Origin of the sequence: Priestia sp. YIM B13490 (genome assembly GCF_042787735.1) — a bacterium.
Classification (GTDB): domain Bacteria; phylum Bacillota; class Bacilli; order Bacillales; family Bacillaceae_H; genus Priestia; species Priestia megaterium.
The window spans coordinates 48,058-63,088 of the sequence record NZ_JBHZOT010000010.1 but is presented as its reverse complement, the minus strand read 5'-3'; the positions used below and the strand labels follow the sequence as shown (position 1 = coordinate 63,088).

At 37.3% G+C, this 15,031-nt stretch carries 16 protein-coding genes and 1 pseudogene; 14 read left to right on the top strand and 3 right to left on the bottom strand.

The window, feature by feature from the left end:
• Positions 1-27 precede the first annotated feature (27 nt).
• Positions 28-1,083, bottom strand: coding sequence for an aromatic acid exporter family protein (locus ACFX4R_RS23265; protein WP_322551674.1), 1,056 nt, complete (start codon positions 1,081-1,083; stop codon positions 28-30).
• Positions 1,084-1,226: 143 nt separating this feature from the next.
• Here ACFX4R_RS23265 and ACFX4R_RS23260 point away from each other — a divergent pair, with 143 nt between their 5' ends.
• The gene (locus ACFX4R_RS23260) at positions 1,227-2,393 is read left to right on the top strand and encodes a M20 family metallopeptidase (RefSeq protein ID WP_322551675.1); all 1,167 of its coding nucleotides are present in this window, start codon (positions 1,227-1,229) and stop codon (positions 2,391-2,393) included.
• A 54-nt stretch (positions 2,394-2,447) separates the two neighbouring features.
• On the opposite strand, the gene ACFX4R_RS23255 is transcribed toward ACFX4R_RS23260, so the two are convergent.
• Positions 2,448-2,903, bottom strand: coding sequence for a ferritin-like domain-containing protein (locus ACFX4R_RS23255; protein ID WP_162215174.1), 456 nt, complete (start codon positions 2,901-2,903; stop codon positions 2,448-2,450).
• Between the two features lie 151 nt (positions 2,904-3,054).
• Here ACFX4R_RS23255 and corA point away from each other — a divergent pair, with 151 nt between their 5' ends.
• The 3 genes and pseudogenes from corA to ACFX4R_RS23240 all read left to right on the top strand — a co-directional run.
• The gene (gene corA, locus ACFX4R_RS23250) at positions 3,055-4,020 is read left to right on the top strand and encodes a magnesium/cobalt transporter CorA (RefSeq protein ID WP_162215175.1); all 966 of its coding nucleotides are present in this window, start codon (positions 3,055-3,057) and stop codon (positions 4,018-4,020) included.
• A gap of 154 nt (positions 4,021-4,174) precedes the next feature.
• Positions 4,175-5,761: a DcuS/MalK family sensor histidine kinase gene (gene dcuS, locus ACFX4R_RS23245; RefSeq protein ID WP_322552482.1), complete on the top strand. Its 1,587-nt coding sequence runs from the start codon at positions 4,175-4,177 to the stop codon at positions 5,759-5,761.
• A pseudogene (locus ACFX4R_RS23240) lies at positions 5,721-6,086 on the top strand (response regulator); the annotation flags it as partial. The gene dcuS and the pseudogene ACFX4R_RS23240, both read left to right, overlap by 41 nt.
• A gap of 241 nt (positions 6,087-6,327) precedes the next feature.
• On the opposite strand, the gene ACFX4R_RS23235 reads toward ACFX4R_RS23240, so the two are convergent.
• The gene (locus ACFX4R_RS23235; RefSeq protein WP_377560525.1) at positions 6,328-6,423 is read right to left on the bottom strand and encodes a hypothetical protein; all 96 of its coding nucleotides are present in this window, start codon (positions 6,421-6,423) and stop codon (positions 6,328-6,330) included.
• Between the two features lie 196 nt (positions 6,424-6,619).
• On the opposite strand from ACFX4R_RS23235, the gene ACFX4R_RS23230 reads away from it, so the two are divergent.
• From ACFX4R_RS23230 to essB, 10 genes are all read left to right on the top strand, one after another.
• Entirely contained in the window at positions 6,620-7,279 is a 660-nt protein-coding gene (locus ACFX4R_RS23230) for a cobalamin B12-binding domain-containing protein (protein WP_043975734.1), read from the top strand.
• Complete coding sequence (locus ACFX4R_RS23225; protein ID WP_043975732.1) at positions 7,266-8,018, top strand: STAS domain-containing protein; 753 nt, start codon at positions 7,266-7,268, stop codon at positions 8,016-8,018. Before ACFX4R_RS23230 ends, ACFX4R_RS23225 begins: the two co-directional genes overlap by 14 nt.
• Before the next feature lie 80 nt (positions 8,019-8,098).
• Positions 8,099-9,406, top strand: coding sequence for an ATP-binding protein (locus tag ACFX4R_RS23220; protein WP_230184708.1), 1,308 nt, complete (start codon positions 8,099-8,101; stop codon positions 9,404-9,406).
• Positions 9,407-9,771: 365 nt separating this feature from the next.
• A complete protein-coding gene (locus ACFX4R_RS23215; protein ID WP_043975728.1) occupies positions 9,772-10,977 on the top strand; it encodes a DEAD/DEAH box helicase in 1,206 nt (401 codons plus the stop codon).
• Positions 10,978-11,228: 251 nt separating this feature from the next.
• Positions 11,229-11,546 (top strand): hypothetical protein, encoded by a 318-nt coding sequence (locus tag ACFX4R_RS23210; protein WP_013055102.1) that lies wholly within the window; start codon positions 11,229-11,231, stop codon positions 11,544-11,546.
• A gap of 109 nt (positions 11,547-11,655) precedes the next feature.
• The gene (locus ACFX4R_RS23205) at positions 11,656-12,255 is read left to right on the top strand and encodes a WXG100 family type VII secretion target (RefSeq protein WP_043975725.1); all 600 of its coding nucleotides are present in this window, start codon (positions 11,656-11,658) and stop codon (positions 12,253-12,255) included.
• 61 nt (positions 12,256-12,316) lie between these two features.
• Positions 12,317-12,709 (top strand): SseB family protein, encoded by a 393-nt coding sequence (locus tag ACFX4R_RS23200; protein ID WP_013055104.1) that lies wholly within the window; start codon positions 12,317-12,319, stop codon positions 12,707-12,709.
• 372 nt (positions 12,710-13,081) lie between these two features.
• Positions 13,082-13,375, top strand: coding sequence for a WXG100 family type VII secretion target (locus tag ACFX4R_RS23195; RefSeq protein WP_013055105.1), 294 nt, complete (start codon positions 13,082-13,084; stop codon positions 13,373-13,375).
• Positions 13,376-13,468: 93 nt separating this feature from the next.
• On the top strand, positions 13,469-13,708 hold the full coding sequence (gene yukD / locus ACFX4R_RS23190) for an ESX secretion system protein YukD (protein WP_013055106.1): 240 nt from the start codon (positions 13,469-13,471) through the stop codon (positions 13,706-13,708).
• A gap of 14 nt (positions 13,709-13,722) precedes the next feature.
• Entirely contained in the window at positions 13,723-15,027 is a 1,305-nt protein-coding gene (essB, locus tag ACFX4R_RS23185) for a type VII secretion protein EssB (RefSeq protein ID WP_377570477.1), read from the top strand.
• Positions 15,028-15,031 lie beyond the last annotated feature (4 nt).

Below are 15,031 nucleotides of genomic sequence, written 5' to 3'. Positions count from 1 at the left end.
AAAATCCTCACATATGTGAGGATTTTTTTATGAAGAAAGCGAGACAGAGGAGTTATTTAAGTTATATCGATCCTTCAAACAATGAATACGGTGTAGTTCTTCAAGCAGATGGTGAATTGCAAGCAGTTCGTAAAGCATTGTTGTTTCCGTTGAAAAAGGGTGATCCTCTCTGTTTTCTTCCTGCTTATGTGCCCAAAACCTTTGTTTTAAAGTCAAAACAAGCGTTTGATGATGCAAAGAGCTTTTATATTGTTCATTTTGTAAGACGTTATGAAAGGAAATGAATGTATCCCATATTACTTGATGTCTTGCACTTTGCAGCTGATGAGCAGGCAAGTAAATTAAATTACCAATATGGTAGACAAGCTGCCTCATAAGAGAAAGTTTCTTATATTCATAGTGGAATTTTCTCATAGCTGTACGAGTGAAATGATGAAACTTCCATTCTTTTCGCTGATACTCACAAAGCGTCTCAATTTTTTCAATTTCAGCGGAAAGCTGCTGAAATTGAAGCTTTGTTTGTTTATGACAAGCATGTACTTGGGAAAGTTCGCTTCCTCTTTGCTGTAAAACGCTGCTCATTTGTTTTGAGAGATTTTGAATTTTCCTCGTAATAATCGGTGTATAATTAGGAGGAAGAACGATGATATTCACAAGTGAAGAAGTAAGCAGCCCAATACTGGTGGTCGCTAAACGAATTAAAAACGAGATGAAATAATGATCGTGCACAATCGTCAGCATAGCCACTCCTGTTAGCGTGGCAACGAGTGTTCCTGCATGCAAACGCAATTTAGAACAGGATATAATAGTAGAAACAGCAACAAGCATATAGGTAAGCGGCGTCACTCCTAATAGAAATGTGTAAAGCATGGCAAAAGCAGCTCCGATTGCTGAAGCAGGAAAGCGGATGAACGCTTTTTTAATAGAATCGGCAGCTGTTGGTTCAATCGTAACAATAGCTGTAATAACAGCGAGCATATATGGCCAGCCGATAGACTGGCAAATGAGTGCAGTCAAAAAAACGGCAATGCCTGTTTTAATAATACGACCGCCTAAAAAATTGAATTTTTTTACGTAAATCATTATGCATACCTTCTTTAAAACAGTTAGTAGTTTAATTATAAGGCATATTAAGGTGATAGGAAAACATGTCTTAAAAACTAGCTTTTAAAAAACGAATAAATATACTATAATTTGTTTAAATATTTAAAAGAGGAGTACGACTAATGAAACAATTAATAAATGAAGCAATTAATAACTTACAGGATACATTTTATAATATAAGCAAATATATTGGGCAAAACCCTGAGCTTGGCCACGAAGAATTCAAAGCGTGCAAAGCATTAACGGATGTTTTAAAAGAACAAGGGTTCACAGTTGAAATTGGTACATGTGACTTGCCAACGGCTTTTACTGCTGTTTATGACAGTCAAAAGCCAGGTCCGTCGATTGGGTTTATGGCTGAGTACGATGCTTTGCCGGATCTCGGACATGCATGCGGCCATAACTTAATTGGAACCATGTCGATTGCAGCTGGTATTGGTCTTAGTAAAGCAGTTGCAGAAACAGGCGGTAAAGTATACGTATATGGAACGCCTGCAGAGGAAACACGAGGCGGCAAAGTAACGATGGCCAAGCAAGGCATTTTTAATCATTTAGACGTAGCTATGATGGTACATCCTTATTACTGTCACCAAAAAAGTGGACGTTCTCTTGCAATGGATGCCATTCAGTTTGAGTTCTTCGGAAAATCCGCGCACGCAGCTGCTGCTCCTCATGAAGGAATCAACGCGTTAGACGGCGTATTACAAACGTTCAACAGCATTAATGCGCTTCGCCAGCATGTGAAGCCGGATGTACGCATTCATGGAGTGATTACAGAGGGAGGCAAGGCGGCCAACGTTGTACCGGATTATGCAGTAGCACAATTTTATGTCCGCGCTTCAACCCGTGCATATGTAGATGAAGTGACAGAGAAGGTGAAGGCATGTGCCAACGGCGCTGCTCTAGCCACGGGAACAAAATTAAAAATCTCAAACTATGAGTTTTCTTATGATGATATGCAAACGAATCAAACATTATCCGATGTCTATACAAATAATCTCATCTCATTAGGCGTGAGCGAACAAAGCATTACGGAAGACCAAGGCGATCATGGATCTTTAGATATGGGGAATGTAAGTCAGGTTGTTCCGGCTATTCATCCGTATATTCAAATTTGTGATGATTATTTTGTTTGTCATACGCACGAATTTAGAGAAGCAGCTTTAAGTGAGCAAGGAAGAGAAGCAATGATACTCGGGGCACAAACAATGGCATTAACAGGGTATGACGTATTAACAAATCAAACGCTGCTCCAAAAAATCAAAGAAGAATTTAATGCTACAAAGTAAGAGGTAATGATAAAACCATACCAAATAATACGCTTGCGACTGCAAGCGTATTATTTAGTATGAGAAGCGGGACTGAATGGTTCGGAAAATTTGACCGTGGCGCTGTTCATCGCTCGCAGCTCGAACAATGCGGCTTTGAATTCGAGCATTGGTGATTCTTCTAGCGATTGATTGATAAAATGGAACGGTTTCTACTTCATCTTTAATGGATTCAGAGACCCCTTCTTGAAAAGTATTTGGCAGTTTTATGTTTAATGAAATTTGTGGGTAGCTGCCTGATAAATCATAATAGGCTTTAGAAAACCAGTCAAAGTGTTTAATTTCATCCTGCCGAATACCTAATATAGCTTGTTGAACCTGATTATTAGGAGCCAGTTCTGCTAAGCGTGTATAGTAGTGAATAGCGGAAAACTCGTCGTTTACAGCTTTGTTTATATCTCTTAGAAGCTGTTCGTCTAGCCTTGTATCATCTTCCCAATATTCTTCGTGCCGGGAGTAAAACTCATACATATGGATATACCTCCTCACCGTTTTGTTCTCTTGTCGTCACCATCATCGTATGTATAGACGAGAAAAGACGTACATTAAAAGAAAAAAGTTTAACAAAATGGTAAAAAGGGTATGTGCAGAGAATAGTATCAAAAAAGACAGAGGTTATCTTATGATTAAAATTGTAGCTAAAACCAAAGAAGGAGCTATTAAAGAAATAGAAATGAATGAGATTCGTTCAAGCCATGAGTTTCAATGGTATTGGGTTGATTTTTACAATCCCACCGAGGAAGAAAAAAAGCAGCTTGAACAATTTAATTTTCATCCTTTAGCAGTTGAGGACTGTTTAAATCAAGGTCAGCGCGCTAAATTTGAGTTGTATGATGAGCATTATTTTTTAGTCTATTATGCCCTTCATAAAGAAGAGCTTGAGCACTTAGAAGTATCTGCGTTTGTAGGGGATAACTTTTTAGTCACTTACCATATGGATAAGCTAACGAGCGTGGCTAGGGTTTGGGAGCTTATTAAAAAAGACCCTGAGGCTACCGAAGATGGAACATGGGATATCATGTATGAACTTTTAGATCATACCGTTGACGAATACTTCCCCGTGCTTTATAAATTTGAAGATCACATAGACGATATTGAAGACAATGCAAAAGACGAACCTATGGATGAATTAATGAGGCAGCTTTATGACATCCGAAGTGATTTGTCACGAATGCGCCGCATTTTAAACCCCATGAGAGATTTAATGTATCGTATTATGTCAACCAATGCGTTAAAAGCAAAAGAGCAGGTTCGCTATTTTAATGACATTTATGACCACTTATTAAATATGATTGAAATTATGCAAGCAAGCAGGGATTTGTCAAATGATATTCGAGAAAGCTTTATGTCCATTAACTCGGATCGTATGAATTCAATCATGTTTACGCTAACGCTTATGTCAGCTATTTTCTTACCGTTGACGTTTATTGCTGGCCTCTATGGCATGAACTTTTCATATATGCCGGAACTGACGGGGAAATATAATTATTTTATTGTACTTGGCATTATGATTGGGCTTGTAGGCGTAATGGTCTTTGCCTTTTATAAAATGGGATGGTTTAAATATCGAAAAGGACCGAAACTATAAAGTAGATTGTTAACCTTCCTGTATAAATGTTAATCAACTCAGTAAAAATGAAATTAAATAAGCGAAGATCTTATCTGACTCTAGATAAGATCTTTTTCTTGTGCTATAAACAAGAAAAGCAGGGAAGCGAGGGAAGAATGTGAAACACGGAAGAATGGGTCTGCGAAGCATCACGGTGCTGCTTGTATGCATGGTGGTGATTCTATCGCTATTGTTAACGGATTTATTAGTTAGCAGTTCAATTGGAAAAAATATTCGGGATCAACAGGCTGAAAAAGCTCGGACTATTGCTACGATTATTTCAGAATCAACGAACGTGAAAGAAGGACTAGAGACAAAAACACCTCAGTCAATTCAAGAATTCACTAAACGAATTCGTAAAAAATCAAGCGTCTTGTTTATCGTTGTTATGGATATGAATGGAATTCGGCAATCTCATCCAGATCCTAAAAAGATAGGAAAGAGGTTTGCCGGAGGGGATGAGCAAAAATCATTGCACGGGAAATCTTATGTATCTGTATCAAAAGGAACGCTCGATAAATCTCTGCGCGCTTTTGCACCTATTTATAATGAAAAAAATCAACAAATTGGCGCAGTAGCTGTGGGGATTTCTTTGAATAATGTAAATGAAGCAATTAGAGATGGGCATCGTCGAATTGTTTTAGGTTCATTAATTGGTTTACTTGTAGGCATTCTTGGTGCTATTTTATTAGCGAATTACATAAAGAAAATTTTATTTGGCTTGGAACCTTCTGAAATTGCTAAAATTCTAGAAGAGAGAAGTACCATGCTGCAGTCGGTTCGTGAAGGAGTGATAGCTGTTGATAAAGAAGGTAATATTACACTTGCTAATCGTTCTGCACGCCGCTTATTTGTTAAAGCAGGGTTAGCGCCAGAGCCAATCGGTTTGTCTATTCGAGAATATATGCCCACCTCCAGGCTGGACGACGTTTTGTCTACGGGGGAATCTCATTACGATGAAGAGCAATTCATAAATGGAGTAGCCATTGTGGTTAACAGGGTTCCGCTAGTAGTAAACGAAGAGATTGTAGGGGCACTTTCTACGTTTCGGGATAAAACAGAAGTTAACATCTTAGCAGAACAGCTAACAGGTGTTAAAATGTATGTGGAAGCGCTTCGAGCACAATCGCATGAATTTATGAATAAACTTCATGTGATTTTAGGAATGGTGCAGATGAATTATTATGATGAGCTAAAAACGTATATTCATCAGCTTGTTAATCACCGTGTCGATGAATCTAGTTCAGTGACTAAATCTATTAAAGATCATGCGTTGGCAGGGTTCCTCATGGGCAAAATGAGTTATGCTAGAGAGGAAAGTGTAGAACTGACGTTTTCCGCTCATGAAGTTATTCCAGAACCTTCAGATCCACACGTTACTCATCATCTCATTACCATTATTGGAAATTTAATTGATAATGCAATTGATTCAGTTTGTCATCAAGCCTCTAAAAAAGTGTCCGTTATGCTTGTTTATAAAAACAATAAACTTACGATTCAAGTCACGGATACAGGCTGCGGCATTCCTTCCGATACAATGAATCAGATTTTCAAGAAAGGTTTTTCTACAAAAGGCACGAGCAGAGGGTTTGGACTGCATTTAGTGAAGCAAACGATTGATGAACTAGGTGGCCAAATCGTCATTGACTCATTTATAAATAGCGGTACCACATTCTATATTGATATTCCGTACGAAACAAGGAGAGATCAAGTTGATTAAAGTATTAATTGTTGAAGATGACCCAATGGTTGCTCAGTTTAATCAAAAGTACATTGAAGAGATAGAGGGGTTTACAGTGGTCGCTGTTGCTCATTCGGGTCATGAAGCCTTGGTGAAGGTAAATGAATATCAAGTTGATTTAGTGCTGCTTGATGTCTTTATGCCTGGGCAAAATGGTTTGAAAGTTTTACAAGAGATTCGAACAAAACAAGAGGAAATAGATGTCATTTTTATCACCGCTGCTTCGGATGCCCAAACGATTCAGCAAGCTCTACGCTACGGAGCAATTGATTATTTGATTAAGCCTTTTACATTTGAACGCTTTTATCAAGCACTTTCGGCTTACAAACAAACATTTCGTACGTTAAAACAGCAACCTCAGCTTAACCAACAGGAATTAGACGGGCTGCTGTCTAATAAAAAAATAAAAGAAGCTCGGGTAGAGCCGTTGCCTAAGGGTTTAACGACAGGAACATTAGAAGTTATCGTAGAAGCCATTGAGCATCTTAAAGATCACCCTTTTTCGACTGATGATGTAGCTGAAAAAACGGGAATTTCAAGAGTATCTATTCGGAAATATTTAAAATTTCTAACAGATATAGGTCTTCTTGGGGAAAGAATGACTTACGGCACAATAGGACGACCTGTGTATGCGTACTTATACAATGAACAAAACCGTCACTTGCTGCATCACTACCTCGTTGACTTTGAAAAATAAAGAGATTGACCTGTTAGAGACGTCCGGTGCTATTTTGTCAGTGTGAGAATATTTTACTGTAGAGTGCGGGTGAGTTAAGTGGTATGGTTGATAATAACAAAGGAAAAAACAAGTCGTTTGACTGAAAAAGAGGTGGTTTCTTGATTGAAAGCATAGAACGCTTGACTGAATTACTGTTATCAGGGAATCAAGATGAAGCTTGGAATATTGTGTGGAAAAAAAGACAGCAGGGTTTCGATACATTTTATATTTTTCAGCAATTCATTTCAGTGTCGATGGCTCAAATCGGTATGATGTGGGAAGAAGATGAAATTTCAGTGGCTGATGAACATTTAGCTACTACTACCTGTGACTATGTTTTGTCACGCTATCAATTGTGTATAGAAAAAGAAGTTATTAAAAATGAAAAAAAAGGTCTGTTTTTGTGTATAGAAAATGAACAGCATTTTTTAGGTTTAAAAATGATTTCCATTCTCTTTGAAGAGCACGGCTGGCAGACGAAACTTTTAGGAGCAGATTCTCCGCTTTTACATGCAACGCACACTGTTGAACAATGGAAACCTGATTTAGTAGGAATCTCGTTCAGTTTAACTCATCATATAGAAAAAGCAAACGAATATATAGAAGGATTACAAAAGACAAAACATCAGCCGCTTATTTTAGTTGGAGGTCGAGTAGTTTCAAGCTATAAGTTTCCTCTTGCTCAAACAAATCAAGTTCGGTTTATTGCACAGTTAGAGGAGTTGAAAGAGTTTTTTCATTATCAATCGATTAGGGGGATTAAGGTTGTCGACTATTAAATATGCTCCGCTTCCTGTTTTTATTATGGATGAGGAAATGAATATTCTAGCGCAATCTGATGAAGCAGCCGCTTTATTTGGAGAGGTTCAACATTTTTTAGAAATTGTTGACGAAGATAGTCAGATCAAAGCTAGAAAACGATTAGGGCAGAAGAAAAAAATAAAAACAGAATTAGTCATGCATTCGCACAAAGCTAAGATGTCTCTTTATACCGTGAATTGCAAATGGGAGCAAGATAAGGCGCATGTGATATGTGTAGAGGAAGATTCTCAAATTAGAATTCTTTCAGAAAAAATCCAACAACATACAGCGCGTTTATCTGAAACAGACTTAGAACTGCTGCTGCAAAAAGAACGATTAGAAAAAGCAATGAACCGAGTTATAGAACTGTCGGGACCGTTTATTCATTTATCGAACAACATGGTGCTTATACCTCTGTTTGGCGATTTATTTGAGGAAGTCATCATGAAAAATGAACATCGGCTGCTCAGACAAATAGATGAGGAAACGGTTGATCGAGTTATCATTGACTTTAATGGAATAGGTCAAATTGATGAACGAGGTGTTGCAGCCCTAGAACATTTAATATGGGAATTTCAGCTAATGGGTGTACAGATTTATTTAACAGGTGTGACACCCGATCATAGTCAATGGCTTCACCAGTATCATTTTCAAGCAAATGTAAAATCTATTAGTAACTTAGGTCAGGCCATTCATCAATTTTTTACAACGGCATGAAATGGCTACAAAAAGTGAACACTTCATATAAAGACAATAAGACAGGGGATCAATATTGATAAACAGGTGATTAAAATTTGGTGAAACACGCGCGTAAAGTAGCTTTAAGAATTTCAATTATATATATCATTATTGGCGCTGTATGGATCTTGATATCTGATAATATATCTAGAACATTAGCGCAAGGTCGTTTTGAAGTATATATTTTTTTTCAACAATACAAAGGTTGGCTTTTTATTTTAGCTACGGGGATTATTTTGTATGGGTTGGTATATAGGAGAGCTTATAAACTAGTGGAGTCCCAGCAAGAGCTCGTAGTGAAAGAACACGAACTTCAAACGAGCAATCAGCACTATCAATCTTTATTCAAACATAATCCCGATGGCGTTTTTGAAATAAGTAAAACGGGTGAAGTTCTTCTTGCTAATCCAGAAGGTGAAGGAATCGTTGGATACTCCAGTGAAGAATTACGAAAAATGAAACCTTCAGCTCTTATCGCAGCTGAAGAGTTTGATATGTGTAAAGAGTATTTTAAAGAAGTGCTGAATGGAAAAGGTGCTAAGTTCGAAATGAATGTGATCAATAGAAAGCGAGAAAGACGGCTGCTTAGGTGTTCATTGCTTCCCATCATCGTTCATAAGCAGGTAGTAGGTGTATTTATGATTGCACGTGATATTACTACATACCGTCAAGATGAAGAGCTTATGATAACCTCGGAAAAAATGTCCGTTATTGGACAAATGGCAGGTGCCGTCGCACATGAAATTAGAAACCCGCTTACTTCTTTAAAAGGCTTTGTACAGGTTATGCAAGCCTCTAAGGAAACAAATGACACATATTTAGATATTATGATGTCTGAAATCGACCGCATCAACTTAATCTCCAGTGAAATGCTCATTCTTGGAAAAAAGCAGCATGTATCTTTTGAAAAGACCAATTTATGCGAGATTTTAAAACAAGTTATTACGCTAATGGAAGCGCAGGCCAATTTAAATAATGTTTCTATTTTATTGAAAGAAACAGCCAAAAGGCCTATTTATGTTTCGGCTGATGCAAATCAATTGAAACAAGTGTTCATCAACGTGATCAAAAACGGTGTAGAAGCTATTATGGAGAAAGGTCATATTACAATAACAGTTGAAGAAAAAGGTACACGAGCATTGATTCACTTTGAAGACAATGGAATCGGAATGAGTCAAGAGAGGATTGAACAAGTAGGAACGCCGTTTTATTCTACAAAAGAAGCTGGCACTGGCTTAGGGCTGGCCGTATGTTACAAAATCATGGAGCGTCATCAAGGTACCATGCATTTTAAAAGCGGTAAAGGAAAAGGGACAACTGTTATTATTGATATGCCAATTATAGAACGAAACAGCCGCCTCTCGTAGCTCAGAGAGGCGGCTGTTTTCTTGAAAAAGAGGAAGTAAGCAGCTGAGCCCTTTGCATCTTAATCCATATAGGACATAAAACCTCCTTCTTATACAAGTTTTCGTCCATAATAAAGAGGATCATATTGTTTTCTATAGAAGCAATAGTGTATCATAGTTGAAGCTATGTTTATTGATGTAGAAAAGTTAAGGTAACAACCGATTTTTCTACTGACGGATTGACAGGGTCCCTTGGGATAAGAAAGGTTTATTTATAAATAGAAATTAAGGTCAGTATTAACGCACATGGCCACTGATACATTCGTTTAATTGAAATGAAAAAAATCGTTTATAATATCGAGAAAAGCATGGAAAAGGAGATAGATATGAGTCAGTTTATAGAGACTTTACAGCCTTTTTTACAAGAGGCGTGGAAAAAAGCAGGGTTCAATGAGCCTACTGCCATTCAAACGAAAGCTATTTCAGAGATTTTAGCTAATAAAGATGTAATAGGAGAATCCCCAACGGGAACAGGAAAGACGCTGGCATATCTGTTGCCTGTCTTACATCGCATTCAGCCGGGACCATCTCATATTCAAGCTGTTATTTTAGCATCTTCCCATGAATTGGTTATGCAAATTCACGGTGAAATTCAAACTTGGTCGCAGGGAAGCGGTATTTCAAGCGCTGCGTTTATTGGCGGAGCAAATATGAAACGGCAATTAGAAAAACTTAAAAAACGTCCCAATATCATTGTTGGTACCCCAGGACGTTTGAACGAGCTAATTAAAATGAAGAAATTAAAGATGCACGAAGTCAAAACAATTGTGATTGATGAAGCGGATCAATTGTTTGTACCTGAGCATGTTCAAACGGTTCAACAGATTGTAAAAATGGCGTTAAGTGATCGTCAAATCCTAGTCTTCTCAGCTACTGTATCAGAACGTACCAAATCGCTAGCGAAAGATATGATGAACTACCCTCTTGAAATAGAGGTAGGAAGAGATGAACTTCCGGCTTCGAAGGTAGAGCATGTATACATCAAAAGTGAAGCTAGAGATAAAGTGGACGTGCTTAGAAAACTAGTTCGTCAAGAACAAATGAAAGCTTTAGCCTTTTTTAAAGGAATTGATACTCTAATCGAGTTTGAAGAAAAATTAACATTTAAGCGTGTAGAAGCAGGTTCTTTACACAGTGAAACGAAAAAAGAAGATCGTGCTACGACGATTAAAGGGTTTCGAAAAGGAGATTTCCCTGTCTTATTAGCAACGGATGTCGCAGCTAGAGGATTAGACATTAAGGGATTGACGCATGTAATTCACATCGATGTTCCTCAAGATGCAGATCAATACGTCCATCGCTCAGGTAGAACAGGCAGATCGGGAGCAGAAGGTACAGTCATTTCTCTTGTGACTGAACGTGAAGAGCGAAATTTAAAACAAATCGCACGTGAACTTCAACTTTCATTAGTGAAAAAAGAGCTTTATATGGGTGAAATAGTGGATGAAGGAACAAAAGAGCAGTCCCGTACAGCTAAAAAACCTTCAAAAAAGCCATTTAACAAGAAAAAGAAACAAAAAGGTCGAATGTAAACTAGGTATTCTTCCTTTTATAACAGCAGTGTCACAACCTAAAAAGCAACGTCTACTGCTTTATTACAGCAGCCTGGCGTTGTTTACTTTCTCTATTTCACCTGTATAAATAAGTAAAAAGAGAGAAATGTAGATATTTTTTCCTAGGTATGAAAATAGTTTGAATGATGGATTTTGTTTTTTGTAACCTTATTTTAACATTACTTTAAGAGACTTCTAATAAAAGAGGAAGAAGGACGTGGGGACATTTTATGGATGCAATTGATGATCTCTTTGACGACATAGAGCGAAGAAGAAAAAGTAAAGAATATAGTCGAGATGCAGATCAATTAGAATCATATTTACATGAAGTTCAACGTATCATGGAATTTCTTGAAGAGGGTATCTATCTGTTTCAAAATTCGCACCAACAATATGCGTCAGATTGGTCAGGGCGTTCTAAGAGCTCATATGAGGATATTTATAATGATATTACGCAATCTACTTTTCATCTGTACGACGTAAGGGATGAATTGTTTCAAACTTTACGCTTAGAAATTTCACGATTAAGAGAGTTAGCATCGGCGTAATAAATAACATTATCGACTCACTCCTTTAGAAAGTGAGTCTTTCCGTATAGGCTTAAAAAATGTTTGGATGATGACTGAAGGCTTACAAGAGATAGGGGGACGGACATACATGGAGATAAAAGTAAATCCAGAGGTGCTGCAGACGTTTGCAGAGCGAATTCAGCACTCTCATTCACAGACGGCTGATGCACTTCAAAAACTAAGCTGGGAAGCTACAAATCTACATTTCTTGTCTGTTGCAGATATTGATAAAGTGCTGGACTTGCAGGAAGAGTTACAGCATATGATTCGCAAACTTGATTCGCTAACGGAAAACGCACATTTATTAGTAAAAGACACTGCAGAACAAATGAGAAAAGCAGATGGAGAGCTAGAAGGCTCTTCAGGCTGGACGGAGTTTTGGTCGAGCGTGTGGAGCGATGGGGGCACCCATTCACAAGATACGTGGAATGACATAAAGAACTTAAAAGAATGGAATACGTATGACAATATGCATAGAACGATTGAAAAACCTTTAGGTACTCTTAATGTTATGTGGAATTCGCTTTCTATGTCTTGGGAAGAAAAAGTAGTGAATGGTTCTACATGCAGTCGAACGGAATTTTTTACTTATGGCGTTATTCAAATGGGGTTGGGCATTTTAAGTCAGGAAATGAATCCTTCAAACATTATGTTTAGTGACAGCACAGAGGAAGTGAAGAGAGAATGAATGAAGTATATGATGGCGCTGGAAGTGAAATGGTACAGTTCCTTACAGGGTTGTCTCGGCAATGAAATATACATTTAACTTATTAGAAAAATCGTTAATTGAAGCAATGAAAGATAATAAGAAAATTGCTCAATTTTATAAAACTTTAATGAATAGCAATTTATGGCTAGTTGTTAGTTCAGAGCATGGAGCATCAGATATATTGATTGCAGAGCACTACGTTCAGACGATGAAAAGCGCAGCGTACCGATATTTACCTGTTTTTTCGTCAAAATATCCGATTGAACAGATGCTGAAAGATGAAAAGACCGTATGCGTATCATTTAAGGATATGCTGCCTGTATTAAATGAAGAAATAGCGATATTACTTAACCCTGACACGCCTCTCTCAAAATTATTCATCCCCGAAGAAATAAGGATGTTAAAAGAAGATCAAAATTATTTTAAGCAGTAGCCAAAAAATAAAAAGCGCATGTGCTTTTTCAAAACATGTCTGAATCTTAAATAAATAGAAGATATATAAAGAGGCAGGGCCTTAAATAGGCTGCTGCTTTTTTATTACTAGTAAATAGTTTTATAGATAATGAACAAAAATGTAATTTAATAGTCTTATAGTTTTTATTTTCCTTTAAATAGGTACCTATAGATCAGATGGAAAAGGTTTAAATGAGAACAAAATCTTGGTTTTTTAGGTTTTATTTGCATTTTTTAGGGGTATTTGTAGATACATATTCTCATTTTTGGAGGCTTTTGCAAGTAACCTTTGACCTTATCACTAGAGTTTCTTACAATAATAGTAAATATATAAACCGAAGGAGAGATATGTATGTCAGGAATTATTCGCGTAACACCAGCAGAGCTTCGCGACATGGCGGGTCGTTATACTAACGAAAGCGGTCAAGTTCAAGAATTAGTAAGTCGTCTTGATACAATGAAAAATCAACTTCAAGACATGTGGGAAGGTGCTTCAAGCGAAGCGTTTGCTGCTCAATACGAAGAATTAAAGCCTTCTTTCGTTGAAATGTCTAACCTACTTACAAAGATTGCTAAGCAATTAGATGACTCTGCAAACGTTCTTGAAGATACAGATAACCAAATCGCTAGCCAAATCCGCGGTTAACTTCATCTAATAATCTAAGTGAAGTAATAAAAGGAGCGCCCTATTCTCAAAAGATGAAGGCGCTTTTTCTATGTTTTGAGGTGATGAAACCCTATGTATATAGAAGTAACAGTAGACTTAAAGCACTATACAGGTGATCGGTTCGATTTGCGACTATCAAACTATCATTCACTCAAAAAAGTAGTCGAGATCGTTTGGCAAGCTAAAAAGATTACTCAATCACCAAAGGACGGTGCGTGGATACGTGTTTCAAATAAAAATCTTATTTTCTCGGGAAATGAGACGATGATTAACTGCGGAATTACCACAGGTGATTGTATCGAAATTCTCTAAAGGAGTCTATTAGAATGTCAGAGAAGAAACCGACTTACTTAGAAGAACAGCTCGAAGCTGTAATGACACGTCATAATAATGAATATACATTTGTTTTTCAAAAAGAAAAAATTCGACTTAATCGTTCTGTTGAAATTGAAATGTTAAAGGATGTAAACACGAATTTTCAAAAAGAAATCATGATGAGCGATGATGAACTTAAAATAACAATTAAGCCTATCTCTGAATTTCAACCTTTTTCAGCATTAAGAGGAAGAGAAGAACAGCAAAAGTGGCTGTTTGCAGATCAGCTTATCAAACAGGTAAAGCAGCATTCTTTTTCAAGGCTGCATTTGTTGATTTGTCCAGAGAATATCATTTTTGATAAAAGTTTAAGTCCGGCTTTTTTACATTATGGAGTGAAAGAAAGTTTACCTCCTTATGAGTCTAACGGGGAACAAAGTTTTCAAGAGTTAAAGGCTACGATAGCAGCAGCCGTTGACTCATCGCATACATTTGAACAGTATTTTAAGTTATATGAGACCTTGCAATTAAAAGAAGACGCTAAAAAAATAATGCATATCAGCAATGAGGAAGAGTTGAGTCAATTTGTTCAGCATAAGCTAACCCAAATTGAAAAGCATCAAAAGACACTTGTTCAACTTCCTCAAAAACGCTGGACCATTTTTAAGTTTTCATCTGTGGGTATACTTGTCTTATTAATTCCAGCTCTTATTTATACTTTTTACTCTTATTTTTTTGCTCAGCCGAAACAAGAAGCATTTGTAGAAAGCAACGAATACTTTCTTGAAAAAAACTACAGCAAAGTAGTCGATACACTTGAAGATTATGACATTGAAAGCATGCCTAAAATTGTGCAGTACGAAATAGCAACTTCCTATCTTGTTAATGAAAAGTTAGGTGAGGAGCAAAAAGCAAATGCTTTAAAGACTATTACGCTTCAGTCAGATCCTCAGTATTTTGCCTATTGGTTTTACATTGGCCGAGGAGACAACAAAAAAGCGCTAGAAGTCAGCAGGTTGTTAGAAGAACGTTCGTTAATTATCTATGCACTAATGAAATACGAAGGTCAGCTAAAGACAGACAACGATTTAGCGGCTGATAAAAAGCAAGAGGAGCTTGATAAAGTAGCGAACGAACTTGAAGAATTTAAGAAAGAAAATGATCAGCAAGAAGCGGAAGCAGCCAAGCAGCAAGAAGAGAAACAAGCTGAGGAGGCACAGGCGGCCAAGCAGCAGGAAGAAGAACAGAAAGCTGCAGAAGCCGAGAAAAAGAAACAAGAAGAGCAGAAAAAACAGCAGGAAGATCAATCGAAGTAGGGAG